At 60.5% G+C, this 13935-nt stretch carries 13 protein-coding genes; 7 read left to right on the top strand and 6 right to left on the bottom strand.

The window, feature by feature from the left end; translation table 11 throughout:
- Positions 1-13 precede the first annotated feature (13 nt).
- The gene (locus AB5Z54_RS04535; RefSeq protein WP_156597989.1) at positions 14-739 is read right to left on the bottom strand and encodes a uracil-DNA glycosylase; all 726 of its coding nucleotides are present in this window, start codon (positions 737-739) and stop codon (positions 14-16) included.
- Between the two features lie 213 nt (positions 740-952).
- Positions 953-2335, bottom strand: coding sequence for an MATE family efflux transporter (locus AB5Z54_RS04540; protein ID WP_368160477.1), 1383 nt, complete (start codon positions 2333-2335; stop codon positions 953-955).
- 178 nt (positions 2336-2513) lie between these two features.
- On the opposite strand from AB5Z54_RS04540, the gene AB5Z54_RS04545 reads away from it, so the two are divergent.
- Positions 2514-3326, top strand: a complete 813-nt coding sequence (locus AB5Z54_RS04545) for a putative RNA methyltransferase (protein WP_368160480.1) — start codon at positions 2514-2516, stop codon at positions 3324-3326.
- Between the two features lie 125 nt (positions 3327-3451).
- Here AB5Z54_RS04545 and AB5Z54_RS04550 read toward each other — a convergent pair whose 3' ends face one another.
- Positions 3452-3853, bottom strand: coding sequence for a hypothetical protein (locus AB5Z54_RS04550; RefSeq protein ID WP_161161012.1), 402 nt, complete (start codon positions 3851-3853; stop codon positions 3452-3454).
- Positions 3854-4080: 227 nt separating this feature from the next.
- Between AB5Z54_RS04550 and AB5Z54_RS04555 the strand changes: the two genes are divergently transcribed.
- The gene (locus AB5Z54_RS04555) at positions 4081-4224 is read left to right on the top strand and encodes a hypothetical protein (RefSeq protein ID WP_368160484.1); all 144 of its coding nucleotides are present in this window, start codon (positions 4081-4083) and stop codon (positions 4222-4224) included.
- Positions 4225-4287: 63 nt separating this feature from the next.
- A complete protein-coding gene (locus tag AB5Z54_RS04560) occupies positions 4288-4992 on the top strand; it encodes a class I SAM-dependent methyltransferase (RefSeq protein ID WP_368160487.1) in 705 nt (234 codons plus the stop codon).
- A gap of 49 nt (positions 4993-5041) precedes the next feature.
- Here the strand turns inward: AB5Z54_RS04560 and AB5Z54_RS04565 are convergent, their stop codons facing one another.
- The gene (locus tag AB5Z54_RS04565; protein WP_055310006.1) at positions 5042-5338 is read right to left on the bottom strand and encodes a hypothetical protein; all 297 of its coding nucleotides are present in this window, start codon (positions 5336-5338) and stop codon (positions 5042-5044) included.
- A gap of 76 nt (positions 5339-5414) precedes the next feature.
- Between AB5Z54_RS04565 and AB5Z54_RS04570 the strand changes: the two genes are divergently transcribed.
- The 4 genes from AB5Z54_RS04570 to AB5Z54_RS04585 all read left to right on the top strand — a co-directional run bounded on the left by AB5Z54_RS04570 (position 5415) and on the right by AB5Z54_RS04585 (position 11930).
- Complete coding sequence (locus tag AB5Z54_RS04570) at positions 5415-5903, top strand: GNAT family N-acetyltransferase (RefSeq protein WP_368160490.1); 489 nt, start codon at positions 5415-5417, stop codon at positions 5901-5903.
- A 305-nt stretch (positions 5904-6208) separates the two neighbouring features.
- Positions 6209-8212 carry a GTP-binding protein gene (locus AB5Z54_RS04575; protein WP_368160492.1) on the top strand — a complete coding sequence of 668 codons (2004 nt, stop codon included), beginning with the start codon at positions 6209-6211 and terminating at the stop codon, positions 8210-8212.
- Between the two features lie 93 nt (positions 8213-8305).
- Positions 8306-9424, top strand: a complete 1119-nt coding sequence (locus AB5Z54_RS04580; RefSeq protein WP_368160495.1) for a DUF8462 domain-containing protein — start codon at positions 8306-8308, stop codon at positions 9422-9424.
- Positions 9417-11930, top strand: a complete 2514-nt coding sequence (locus tag AB5Z54_RS04585) for an excinuclease ABC subunit UvrA (protein WP_438265570.1) — start codon at positions 9417-9419, stop codon at positions 11928-11930. Before AB5Z54_RS04580 ends, AB5Z54_RS04585 begins: the two co-directional genes overlap by 8 nt.
- Positions 11931-11972: 42 nt before the next feature.
- Here AB5Z54_RS04585 and AB5Z54_RS04590 read toward each other — a convergent pair whose 3' ends face one another.
- Both AB5Z54_RS04590 and AB5Z54_RS04595 read right to left on the bottom strand, forming a co-directional pair.
- A complete protein-coding gene (locus AB5Z54_RS04590; protein WP_368160501.1) occupies positions 11973-13073 on the bottom strand; it encodes a DUF8462 domain-containing protein in 1101 nt (366 codons plus the stop codon).
- 142 nt (positions 13074-13215) lie between these two features.
- Positions 13216-13815 (bottom strand): tRNA (cytidine(34)-2'-O)-methyltransferase, encoded by a 600-nt coding sequence (locus tag AB5Z54_RS04595; protein ID WP_368160504.1) that lies wholly within the window; start codon positions 13813-13815, stop codon positions 13216-13218.
- Positions 13816-13935: the final 120 nt, after the last annotated feature.

The following is a 13935-nucleotide window of genomic DNA, read 5'->3' on the forward strand; positions in this document are numbered from 1 at the left end:
TGATGTATCGATTTTAGCCGAGGCAAGTCCAGTTGACGGGGGTCGAGCCGTGCTGTTCGAGTAGACGATTGGCTGCCGAGAAGGGACGCGACCCCATAAAGGCGGGGAGTTCTGCCGTGGCACGGTTGGCCGAAAGCGGCGAGGGGTGCGTGGAGGCCAGACAGAACTTGTCGGTTGCCTTGCCCGCGCCGATCGCGGCGAGCTTACCTTCGACCATCTGCTGGGCAAAGCGACCCCATGCCAAAAAGACGACCGACTGGGGCAGCTGGCAGCAGCGTTCGATAACGTAGTCGGTGAGCGTGCACCAGCCTAGTTTGGCGTGCGAGTTGGCGGCATGCTCGCGCACGGTGAGCGTGGTGTTGAGGAGCAGAACGCCCTGTTGTGCCCATGGCGTTAGATCTCCTGTGGCGGGAATGGGGCAACCCAGATCGGCATTGAGTTCCTTGTAGATGTTGCGCAGGCTCGGCGGCAACTTGGTTTGCGTCGCGGGGACCGAGAACGACAGCCCCATGGCCTGGTTGGGCCCGTGATAGGGGTCTTGACCCAAGATGACAACCTTGACCTGGTCGGCCGGCGTGTAGGCGAGGGCATTGAGGATGTCGTCTTGTGCCGGGTAGATGGTTTGCTCGGCACGCAAAAGGGCGATGCGCTCGAGCAGCTGGTTCGTAGTGTCACGTACCGGCTGTGGCGCATCGCCCAACCAAGTTGCTATGTTGCGGTCGCGGGTCGCGGCGTCCATGGGGCTCCTTTACGTCAGATGCTCTGTTTGCATCTATTGTAAAAACTTTCGTCGGCCGATATTCGCGTACGTCCCGTTGTGCATGCCCCCTCGCGCGACGTGGTGGCGGCCTGGCGCCGCCGAGAGACCATGCCTATCGCCACGAGGCGCTTTATCGACTATATGAGCTCGCATATTGTCCATTAATGACTGGCGGGGCGTTGAGTGCGGTGTTTAGCGGGCTGTCGCTTTGGTTTGGGCAGTGCGATAGGTGCGTGCCGGGTGGCAGAGTAGCACCGCCACGACCATAAAGAATGCCGTGGTGCCCAGGCTGATGGGATAGACCATCATGATGTTCGCAAAGGTGCGGAAGTGCGGGAATACGCAGAACACCCAATAGAAGCGAATGCCGCAGACGCAGATCATGGTGATGAGGGCGGGCATGAGCGAGATACCAAAGCCGCGCAGGTAGCCGGACATGTTTTCGTAGAACATGCTAAAGGCGTAGGCAGGGAAGATCGAGCACACGCGGATATAACCGATCGAGACGATGTTGGGATCGCTGTTGAACAGCGACAAGATCTCGCGCCCCAGGCCGACAATAACGACAATCGTGGTGAGTGCAACGATGCCGCCTTCGGTCAGGCAGACCTTGAGCGTTTTGGTGCAGCGGTCGATCTGGCGGGCACCGTGGTTTTGTCCCACAAAGGTGGTGCAAGCCTGGCTAAAGCTGTTGAGCAGGTTGTAGCATACGTACTCCAAGCTCATAGCGGCGCTCGATGCCGCCATGACCTCGGTGCCCAGGCTGTTGATAGCAGACTGGATGATGATGTTGGCGACGGCAAAGACGGCGCTCTTGATGCCGGCGGGCAGGCCGATCTTGACGATGCGCTTGAGGGCGATGGGGTCTAAGCCTAAGTCGCGCGGGGTGACACGGACGACGGAGTTGGTTTTGAGCAGGCGGATAAAGAGCGTAGCGGCGCTGACGGTGTAGGCAATGGCGGTGGCGATGGCGACGCCCGCGACGCCCCAGTGGAGTATGGGGACAAAGATGAGGTCCAGGCCAATGTTGAGGACGGTGGACACGGCAAGCGCCTGCAGCGGCATGCGGGTGATGCCGACGGAGCGGAAGATCGCGGCCTCAAAGTTGTAGAGCAAGATCGAGGGCATGCTCAGCAAAAAGACGCGCAGGTAGAGCGAAGCGAGCGGCATGGTCTCGGCGGGAACGTTGAGCGCGGCGAGCATGGGCTCGGCAAAGATCTCGCCCAGAGCGATGACGACAAAGCCCACGAGTGCCATTAAAATCGAGGTATGGACGGCGCGTTTGACCATGTTCTGATCGTTGCGGCCGATAGCGTTGGCGATGACCACGTTGGAGCCAAGCGACATGCCAATAAACAGGTTGAGCATAAGACCGGTAAGCGGAACATTGGAGCCGACCGCCGCCATGGCGAGGGTTCCCTGGTCGCCCGAGAAATTACCGATGATGACCGTGGCGATGAGGTTCGACAGCTGCTCCAAGATGCTCGTGGCGGCCACGGGGAAGGCGAACAGGGGAATATTGCGCCACAGCGAGCCGGTGGTCATGTCAATGTGCTTAGATACGGTGTCAGCCATACGCTCTCAATCTCTAACATGCTCTTTTGTGCTTATTTGCGCAGACGATGATACTCCTAATCGACTAGTCATTGGGGACGTTCTAAAACGATTACTCATTCAAGAACGCCCTCAATGACTAGATGGGGAAGGCGTGCGACAATGGTGGACGTTGTGTTGTTCGCGCTAAGGAGTTGCCATGTTGTTGTGTCCCGTTTGCCATGAGCCGTTGGTAGACGACGAGCGCGGTGCTGCATGTGCGGGCGGACACCGGTTTGACCGTGCGCGCGAGGGCTATCTGTATCTGCTGCGCTCATCCAAGAGCGGCGACTCCATGGGCGATCCCAAGTCGCAGGCGCGCAGCCGTCGTGACTTTCTGAACCGCGGATACTATGCGCCGTTGCGCGATGCGATGGTCGAGCTGGTGCGCGAGCGGGTGTCTGAACGTGCCGCGTCTACGAACGGCCCCATGACCTTGCTCGACATTTGCTGTGGCGAGGGCTACTACACCAGCGCCATGGGTGCGGTGCCGGGCGTGGATGCTTACGGCTTTGACCTGGGCAAAGAGATGGTGCGCCTGGCCGCCAAGCGCGGCGATGCGACCTTCTTCGTGGCCAACATGAAGGACATTCCCGTGGCCGATGACGCCTTCGATATGGTGACCGAGCTCTTCGCTCCCTTTAACGAGCGCGAGTTTGCCCGCGTGCTGGCGCCAGAGGGCTCGCTCTATACCGTGGTGCCGGGTGCCCGTCATCTGTTTGGGCTCAAGGAGGTGCTCTACGACACGCCATATCTCAATGACGAGAAGCTGCCGAAGACTACTGAGCTCGAGTTGGTCGGAACGCAGCGGGTGTCTGCGAACATTACGCTTCAGACCCAGGCTGACATCGAGGCGGTGTTCCAGATGACGCCGTACTTCTACCGCACGCGCCCCGCCGACAAAGAGCGCCTGGCAAACCTGGACACCCTTCAAACCGACATCGACTTCATCATCGCCGAGTACCGCCACTAACCTACCAAAAAGGGACAGGTTTATTTTGGCGGGTTTTATCTGGGCAAACGTAAAGGGCCGACCGCGTTGCTGCGCGATCGGCCCTTTTTAGTTGCTTGGCTGCAGAGGTTATGAGAAGCGAGCGCTTACAGACGATCCTTGTTTTCGGCCTTAACGGCGTGTGCCTGCTGAACAAAGAACAGGTCGTAGACCACGATGACAAAGGCGACGATATTGACGGAGCTGCCGCCGAGCGCGGGAAGCGTGAGCACGGCCTGCGCAATCGTGGCGATTGCGGCAACGATACCGAGCTTAAACGCGCCATCCACCTGCGAAGGCTTGTTGGCGCCCTTGATGCCCGCAACACCTGCGGCAAGATCGACAACGCCCTTGGCGACCAGCACGACCGCGGCGAGCATGGCGTTCGACCCGTACGTGGAATCGAGGTTGCCACTGGCGATGCCGACGCCGGCGATGACGAGGCTGGCGATGCCCAAAACAAAGTAGACGAGGGCAAGGATTTTGAGAGTCTTACGAGCGGAGCTCATGGCTGGTCCTTTCGATACGAGTACGCCAACCTGGCGCACCCCATGTGCTGCACATATGGTGAAGCACATTGTAGTTCAACGCGGCGATGCATGCGTTTGAAAGCGTCTCTTGCCTGTACGGTCCAACCTTTCAAAAGGGAAAGCTGGACGTAAGCCAAATCGATGGCAGCGTATGCGCGGCACTGCGATGATGAGGCCATGGTAAGAGCTGGACCGAAGGAGGAGCCGTGATGTACGGAGCCAAGCAAGTGCGTGAGCCGCGTTCGTTGGGAAGGCGTATGGGCGATTCTGTGATCGCTGCCGTGTGCACGGGATTGATGGCGGTGCTTTGCATTGGGATGCTGTGGGCCATGTCGCATGTGGGACAATAGCGGACAGTTGGGTGCCGACATAAACGGCGCTCACGTATTCGTTTTGCTTGCTAAGGAGTGTCCATGGGCGTCGTCGATCCCTTTTCTGTTGCTCGGGCCGCGGGGCTTGAGCTCGCGCGGACGTCCGAGGGCCTTACGCTCACCGACGGCACGATGGAGTTGCGTGCCGATTTTGGCCGCATGCTGCCACGACTCAAGCAGGGCCGTCTGCAACAAGAGCTGCTGGTGAAGGCTGCGCGCGCAAAAGGCATCGAGCGCCCATGGGCGATTGACGCCACGGCGGGCTTTGGCGAGGATTCGCTGCTGCTGGCTGCCGCGGGCTTTACCGTCGATCTGTATGAACAGGACGACGTGATCGCGGCGCTCCTCAAGGATGCCTTGGATCGCGCGGCAGATAATCCGGCGCTTGCGACTGCCGTGGCGCGCATGCGTTTGCATGCGGGCGAGGACAGCATTGCCGTCCTTCGCCATTCGGCCGAGCTGATCGAGCAAGGTGAGCTTGCAGCCCCCGACGTGGTGTATCTGGACCCCATGTTTCCCGAGCGCACCAAGAGTGCGGCGGTCAAAAAGAAGTTCCAACTCTTGCATCATCTGGAACAGCCGTGTGCCGATGAGGAGACGCTGGTCGAAGCCGCGCTTGCGGTACGCCCGCGCAAGGTCGTTATCAAACGGCCGGTGAAGGGGCCGCTGCTTGCCGGCGTCAAGCCGAGCTATCAACTTGCGGGCAAGGCCGTTCGTTACGATGTTTTGGTGCCGCCTCGCCCGTAGCTTGCGCACGATGGCTGGCGCTTCGCCAGCCATCGTGCCGATGCGAGGTCTATTTCCAAGGGTGTGACGTCAGATGCCATCCGCCGCAGTATTCGCATTTGTAGCAGGCTAAACCGCGTCGTCCGCGGTTTTCGCAGTCGGCCATAACGGCCTCGGCCTCGGCGCGTGTGTCGTACCGGTTTTTGCGCTCGCATGACTTATAGCGCCAAGCCTCATCGCGCTCGGCGTCCAGGGCGTCGCGGCGCTCGTCCTCGCGCGCAAACAGGTCGCTCATATCGCCGCCGGTGGCAGCGCCCAAAAACTCGCTTTTGGCCTTTGACCAGGCGGCTCGCTTCTTGCTCCCCATCTGCTTCGCACCCTCTCCAAACGTTGGTATCATTGCTCAATCAAAGTGATACCAATAAACGTGAGGTCGCCGCGTGATGATCAGAAAAACCCTCGATACCGACATTCCCGCCGTCATGGCCATCTATGACGCGGCCCGCGCCTTTATGCGCGCGCATGGCAACGCCACGCAGTGGCCCGAGGGCACGCCTTCTGCCGAGCAGCTGGCTGCCGATATTGCCACTGGTGGCAGTTATGTGTGCGAGGAAGACGGACGCGTGGTGGCGACGTTTGCCTTTCTGCCGGGGCCGGACAGTTCCTACGATGCGATCGAGGGCGGCCAGTGGCGCAGCGACACTCCGTATGCCGTGCTGCATCGCGTGGCGTCGGACGGCACCACGCATGGCGTCGCTGCTGCGATGTTTGCCTTTGCCAAGGAACGCATCGACCATCTGCGTATCGACACGCACCAAGACAATCTGCCCATGCAGGGCGCCATCACCAAGGCCGGGTTTAAGCGCGCCGGTATCGTATATGTGTCGGACGATACGCCGCGTGTCGCGTTTGATTGGCTGCGCGATGCGTAGGAGCCAAGGCACGTATCATCACCCAGCTCAAATAAAAAAAGGCCTCGAGTGGGGCCATTTTTGGTAAGACGCGTCGTTGTGGGGCTCGCGTTGTTACCGCCCAGATGAGTCCGGGCGGACAAAAAGGAGAGGTGCCGGCTTTCGCAAGGCGCGAACCTACGAAAATCGCCGCGCGGCAACGCAGGGCGATGAGCTCGGTCGGGGGATAGGGCCCGCTTCGCCCGCCGGCCCGTAAATTGTATCATCCAGTGTGGAACGAGGATGCCCGTTGCCGCGTGCGATGGGCTTGCAATAAGAGGAGAGCCATGTCGAAGCAAGCGGTCGTTGGAATCTTGGCGCATGTCGACGCCGGCAAGACCACGTTGGCCGAGGCCATGTTGTTCAATGCGGGTCGCATTCGCAAGCGCGGCCGCGTGGACGATGGCGATTCGCACCTGGACACTAACGCGATCGAGCGCGAGCGCGGCATTACGATCTTCTCGTCGCAGGCCGTGCTCGACCGCGGCGATACCCACGTCATGCTCGTGGATGCACCCGGCCACGTCGATTTTTCGGCTGAGGCGGAGCGCACGCTGCGCGCGCTCGACTATGCGATTTTGGTTGTGGGTGCCAACGATGGCGTGCAGGGGCACACCGAAACCCTGTGGCGCCTGCTTGCACGCTATGACATCCCGACGTTCATCTTCATCAACAAAATCGATTTGGAGAATCCCGGTCGCGATGTTTTGCTGGCACAGCTGGGGCAGCGTCTTTCCGAGGGCTGCCTGGATGCCAACGAACTGCTGGCGGGCGGCGCCGTTCAGGAGGACGCTGCTGCGTTGGACGAAGCGGCGCTCGAGGAGTTTCTTGAAGCGGGTGAGCTTTCTGTCGCAACGCTGTCGCGCATGGTTGCCGAGCGCAAGCTCTTTCCCTGCTTTGCCGGCTCGGCGCTCAAGGACCAAGGCGTTGACGAGCTGCTGGATGGTATATGCGCGCTGATTCGTGAGCAGGCGTGGCTCCCGGAGTTTGCCGCGCGCGTCTATCGTGTCAGCCGCGGGGATCGTGGCGAGCGCTTGGCTTGGGTTAAAGTGACCGGCGGCACGCTGCGCGCAAAACAGATGATCAGCGGGCATTCCAGTGCCGAGGCGTGGGAACAGAAGGTCGATCAGGTACGCATCTATAACGGCGAGAAGTATGAGCTTGCCCAAGAAGTTGCTGCTGGCGGTATTTGCGCCGTGACGGGTCTTGCGCACGTTCGCCCAGGGGACGCCCTGGGCACGGAGCCCGCGGGCGATGCGCCCGTCATCGCTCCGGTCCTCACCTATACGGTGCTGCCGGGCGAACACGACGTTCATGCGGTGTTTAAAGCGCTGAGTGAGTTGGCGGACGAAGATCCCATGCTCGGCGTAAGCTGGAATACGCATCTTGAGCAGATCCATTTGCAGTTGATGGGCGCCGTGCAGCTCGAAGTCGTGCAGCGGGTGTTGGCAGATCGCTTTGGCCTTTCGATTGCGTTTGAGCCCGGCGGCATTCTCTATAAGGAGACGATCTCGCAGCCGGTCGAGGGCGTGGGCCACTTTGAGCCGCTGCGCCACTATGCCGAGGTGCATTTGCGCCTAGAGCCGTTGCCAGCGGGTTCGGGCGTGCAGTTTGGCACCGTGACCTCGACCGATGAGTTCGATCTTAACTGGCAGCGTTTGGCGCTCACCAACGCTATGGAGCGCGATCACCTGGGCGTGTTGACGGGCTCGCCCATCACCGATGTGCGCATTACGCTCACGGGCGGCCGCGCGCATGCCAAACACACCGAGGGCGGCGATTTTCGCCAGGCCACGTACCGCGCGATTCGCCAGGGTTTGATGCAGGCGCGCGAGGCCGGCGCAGACGTGTTGCTGGAGCCGTGGTATCGCTTTGAGCTCGAGGTGCCGGGGGAGTGCGTGGGTAGGGCGCTCTCAGACGCCACGCGCATGGGTGCCGAGTACGAGCCGCCGGCGATGACGGGCGACCGGGCGAAGCTTGTGGGTCGCGTGCCGGCGTCCGAGGTGCAGGATTATGCGCTGGAGGTAGCTGCCTACACGAGCGGTCGCGGACATCTGTACCTAGAGTTCGCCGGTTACGCGCCCTGTCATGATGCCGAGCGCGTAATCGAGGCGGCCGCCTACGAGCCCGAGGCCGATCTGCCTAACACGCCCGACTCGGTCTTTTGCGCTCACGGCGCCGGCTACACGGTCAAATGGTACGACGTACCCGCCGCGGCGCACGTCAAGATCGATCCCGCCACCTTCCGTCCCTGGCGAGCAGCAGATGCCGAGTTTTTCGGCCACATCTGACAAAGGGACAGTTCCTTTGTCAGATTCAGTTGGTATAACTCGGTATAAGTTGGTATAACTATTTACAGCGTTTGCCAATCCGAGGAGGCCGACATGAATCCAAATCCCTTTAAGCCCACGGCTGGCAAGCGGCCCCCGATACTCATCGGTCGCGAGTCGATCATCGAAGATTTCGAGGAAGGGCTCGATAACGGCGCCGGAGCGCCGGGCAGGCTCATGCTCATTACGGGAAACCGCGGCTGTGGCAAGACGGTTCTCCTGAGGGAGCTGCAACGTCTGGCCAGCGAGCGCGGATGGGCGGTTGTCTCCGATTCCGCTTCGCTTGGCTTATGCGACCGCTTGGCCGACGCGCTTCGCTCGAATAAACCCGTTGTGACGTCAATGGAGTTTGGGCCGTCGTTTGGTCGGATGTCGGTCGAGGCGGCTCGGGCAAAGGGCGAGACGCTACGGGGGCTGGTCAACGAGCGCCTCAAGAAGCTCGGTCCAGGCAAGGGCATACTGTTTGCGATTGACGAGGCACAATCTGCGTCTATCGAGGAGCTGGCGGCTCTTGCCGTTCTCTATCAGCAGGTGCTCGGAGATCAGGATGCCACGGGCTTGTCCGATAGCGACCAGCGCGGTCTTGCGCTGGTGTTCGCCGGCTTACCCAGTATGGTTGACGATCTGCTCGAAGAGCCGAGCGTGACGTTTTTGCGGCGTGCCCAGCAGCGTACGCTGGGGGCGATATCTTTGCCCAAGGTGCGCGATTCATATATCCAGACGGTTAAAGACTCTGGCCTTTGCGTTGACGCGGAGACGGCGGACCTTGCGGCACACAAGAGCATGGGGCATCCCTATATGGTTCAGCTGGTGGGATATTACATGTGGCGCTCTGCTGTCCGACGCAACTCGCGAGTCATTGAAAGACGCGATGTCGAGGATGGCCATGCGGATGCCGTCTCCGAGTTCTACGAAGCGGTCGATGCGCCTCTGTATTACGGGCTGCGCAGCCCCCAGCGTCTCTTTATCGAGGCCATGGCGGTTGACGAGGGCAAACCGACGCGCATGGCGGATATCATTGAGCGCTGCGATCGCACCCAGAGCTGGGCGAGTAAATATCGCGCAAGCCTGATTCGCGAGCGCGTCATCGAGGCTGCCGGATACGGCCTGGTCCGGTTTACCGTGCCCATGCTGGGCGAGTACATCCGCGACCGCATTTTATGGCATGAGTAGGGTGATAAAGGTGACGGAACAGAAGATGAGCCCGCAAGCTATCGAGGTGCGTGGTGCGCGCGTACACAACCTTAAGGACATCAATATCGATATTCCGCTGGGAAAGCTCGTGGGTATTGCCGGCGTGTCGGGGTCGGGCAAGAGCTCGCTGGCGCTGGGAGTTCTTTATGCCGAGGGCTCGCGCCGTTACCTGGAGGCGCTCAGCACCTATACCCGCCGACGGCTCACCCAGGCCGAGCACGCTCAGGTGGATGAAGTGCTGCACGTGCCGGCGGCGCTCGCGTTGCATCAGCGCCCTAGTGTGCCAGGCGTACGCTCGACCTTTGGCACCATGACCGAGCTCAACAACAGTCTGCGTTTGCTCTTTAGCCGCTGTGCCCATCACGTGTGCCCACATTGCGGGGCGCGTGTGGAGCCGAGCCTTAACGTGGCCGCAGGCCTGTCGCTCACGTGTTCGACATGCGGCCGCGAGTTCTACGCGCCGAGTGCCGAGGATTTGGCTTTCAATAGCGGCGGCGCGTGTCCCACCTGTGGCGGCACCGGTGTCATGCGCGAGGTAGACGAGGCGAGCCTGGTGCCCGACGAGTCCAAGACTATCAACGAAGGCGCGGTGCTTCCCTGGGGCACGCTCATGTGGGACCTGATGAAGCAGGTGGCCGGCGAGATGGGTGTGCGTACCGATGCGCCGTTTAATCAGCTCACACCTCAAGAGCGCGACATCGTGTTCCACGGTCCGGCGGTTAAGAAGCATATTCTTTACGTTCCCAAAAACGGCGAGGGTGCCACGCCGCTCGACTTTACCTATTACAACGCCGTCTATACCGTCGAGAATGCGCTCGCCAAGGTTAAGGACGATAAGGGACTAAAGCGCGTGGCTCGCTTTTTGCGCGAGGGCCCGTGCCGTGACTGCGGCGGCACGCGTCTCTCCGAGGTTGCGCGCCAGCCCCAGGTGCGCGGTATCAATCTGGCGCAGGCCGCGGCCATGACGTTGGGTGAGGCGATTGAGTGGGTGCGCGGGGTGCCCGCATCCTTGCCGGCCGAGATGCAGCCCATGGCAGTGGATATCTGCGATTCGTTTTTGAGCACGGCTCGTCGCCTAGTCGACCTGGGGCTCGATTACCTCTCGCTCGACCGCGCCGGTGCTACGTTCTCCACGGGTGAGCGCCAGCGTGTGCAGCTCGCCCGCGTGGTGCGCAACCGCTCGACGGGCGTGCTTTATGTGCTGGACGAGCCTTCGATTGGCTTGCATCCTGCCAATGTCGACGGCTTGGTGGGCGTAATGCGCGATCTGGTGGATGACGGCAACACCGTGGTTGTTGTCGACCACGATACGCGCGTACTAGCGGAAGCCGACTATCTGGTTGAGATGGGCCTCGTTGCCGGAGCAGGCGGCGGTAATGTGATTGCCACTGGCACGGTGGACGAGGTCGAACAATCGCAGGGCAGCCGCATCGCCCCGTTTTTGCGCGCAGAGTCCAAGCGCTTGCGCCCGCAGGTGTCCGACGAGGAAATGTTCGACCGGGGCCATATCCGCATGGCGACCGATGCCATCCATACCGTCAAGCCGCTCGAAGTTGATATCCCGCGCGGTCGCTTGGTCGCGGTGACGGGCGTTTCGGGTTCGGGTAAGACGACGTTGGTACTCGAGACGCTCATTCCGGCACTCAAGGCGCAGGCAGCCGGCGAGCGCCTGCCGGGGCACGTGCGTTGGGTCGATGCCGAGGGCATTGCCCGTGCAAATCTGATTGACGCTACGCCTATCGGCGCCAACGTGCGCTCGACGGTGGCGACTTATGCCGACATCCATGATGAGCTACGTCGCGCCTTCGCCCGTACGCCCGAGGCCAAGGCAGCCGGCTACAAGGCGGGCGCATTTAGCTACAACACTGGCGCCTTGCGCTGCCCTACGTGCGATGGCACGGGCTCGATATCGCTCGACGTGCAGTTCTTGCCCGACGTCGAGATCGTCTGTCCGACATGTCGCGGCTCACGTTATGCAGACGCGGCTTCGCATATTCATCGCGAGGGCAAGGACGGGAGTCTGCTTACGTTGCCGCAGCTCATGGATATGAGTGTGGACGAGGCCCTCGACGCCACGGTGGGTCTCAAGAAAGTTCAGGCGCGCTTACAGACCTTACACGACTTGGGCTTGGGCTATCTCACGCTCGGTGAGCCCACGCCGGCGCTCTCGGGCGGCGAGGCGCAGCGTCTTAAGCTTGCGAGCGAGATGGGCCGCGTGCAGGATGATGCCGTATTCGTATTCGATGAGCCCACGATCGGCCTGCATCCGCTCGATGTTCAGGTGTTGCTGAGTGTATTTGACGGCCTCGTTGCCAAAGGCGCCACAGTTGTCGTGATCGAGCATGACCTCGACCTTATCCGTAACGCCGATTACGTGATCGACATGGGCCCGGGCGGTGGCGACGCCGGCGGGCAAATCGTCTGCGCCGGCACGCCGGGCGACATTGCAGCCTGCTCCGCAAGCATCACCGGTCGCTACCTCTAACCGAATGTGACAAAGGGACAGTTTCCTTTGTCACATTGGTACCTATTTCACGCATTGAGCGGCGAGATAGTCACGGAAGAACGGTAATTCAAAAGCAACGAGACCGCGCCCGCGTTCCCCAATAATGCCTGCGTCTATCATGCGGCGTCGGTAGCGGGAGACCTGTTGTGGCGAACGCTTAAGGCGCTCGACAAGGTCGGCGGTGGTGGACTCTTCCTCGTCATCGAGCATGGCGATGAGGAATCGCTTGTCCTCTGCAGTGAGTTCCCGATAGGTCGCCGCGAGGATCCGGTCGTCCATTTCGTCGCGTGCGATTTTGATTCCCTGGTCAAAGTCGCGAGATGATATTTCCCTCGAGTTGCTCGTGAGATCCCAGGCGCGGTAACCCACAAGCTGCAAAAGGAAGGGAAAGCCCGAAATCGAGCGAACGGCCTTATCGATTCCCTCGGCATCTGCCAAGCGGTCGTTTTCCTGGATTGTGCGAATTAGGGCCTCGCGCACGTCATAGTCGGCAATGCGACCCAGATGATATTGTTGAGCGCGGCGAAGGAACGAGACCGTCTTGTGGTTCAGTAGCGTCGATACGTTGTTGGGAAGTCCCGCCATGAGCAGGGCGACGCGTTTCCCATCGGTCACAAAGTGCTGATACGTCGCTGCGAGCTGAATCATCTCGTCGAGTGTCGGGTCCACCTCGTCAACCGTGACGAGCAGACCGGTGCCCGCCTCGTTGAGCTGGTCGATGATGTCGCTCATGCGATAGCGCCAGGTTGAGACATCATGAACGCGATTGACCTCGATGCTGCCGAATGGTGCAATTTCGAGACCGGTGACTTCGAAGTTGTTAGACGGGTCGATGAGATGGCCTGCAGCACGTTTCGCCCCGAACTCGATTTCCTCAAGCATTCCCGGGAGCGCGGTCGTCTTTACGGCTATCCAGCCGTGGGATTCTGCCCTTGTCGCGAGGGATGACATGAGAGCGGTTTTACCGGTTCCACGCGCGCCTGAGAAGATAGAGGTCAATTCCGGGCGCCTGCGCTGGCTCAAGAAGGCACGGTCCAAATCCCGAATAATCTGTTGTCTGCCGGCGAGATGGGCAGGAACCTCGCCAAAACTGGGGGTAAACGGGTTCTCGAGATATTCCACAAGGCTCTCCTTCCACACCGCCGTTTAACTTCATTTTATTCTAGTTAATTCTGATTAAAAGCGATGGTCCGTTATTTAGAGCATCAATTAGGTGTGTGTCATCGACATGGTGCTTGAATGTGACAAAGGGACTGCCCCTTTGTCACATTCCCGGAAAGCCTGTTTGGCGCAGGGCTTCGTAGAGGACGATGGCGGCGCTGTTGGAGAGGTTGAGTGCGCTGATGCGGTAGTCGTCCGGATTGACGAAGTTGCCGCAGATATCCTGCCGAAGGATGGCCTCATGGCCGTCCTCGGTATGCCCGAGCGATTCCTCGTGGGCTTCCCAGGCCTCGGCGTTGTCGAGCGAGTCGCAATCGCGCAGCATCGGGATGCGCTCGCAGCGCTCGGGCGCCGCGGCGAGCAGTGGCTCGGGAATGCCCGAGCTCTCGCTGCCAAAGACCAAGTAGTCGCCGTCGCGGTAGGTGCTTTGCGCATAGGTGCGGCGTGCCTTTTTGGTCAGCAGATGTAGGCGCTCGTCGGCGGGGGAGAGGCCGTTGCGCGCAAGGAAATCCTCCCAGCCGGCATAGGTCGTCACGTCCAAATTCTGCCAGTAGCCCAGGCCGGCGCGACGCACCGTCTTGTCGTCGAGCGAAAACCCCAGCGGCTCCACCAGATGCAGGCGGGCACCGGTAACCACGCAAGTACGGCCGATATTGCCCGTATTGGCCGGAATCTCGGGCGCATACAGCACAATGTTGAACATGAATCTCCTTGGCTCAGAACGAAAAACCACCACGAAGGGGACAGTGAACTGCCTCCCATTTCTTGGACATCGGGAAATGGGAGGTTTTCCATGAGTATAGACCTCAGGGTGAAGCACGAC

It is taken from the genome of Collinsella aerofaciens (assembly GCF_040910185.1).
In the GTDB taxonomy this organism is placed as follows: domain Bacteria; phylum Actinomycetota; class Coriobacteriia; order Coriobacteriales; family Coriobacteriaceae; genus Collinsella; species Collinsella aerofaciens_BF.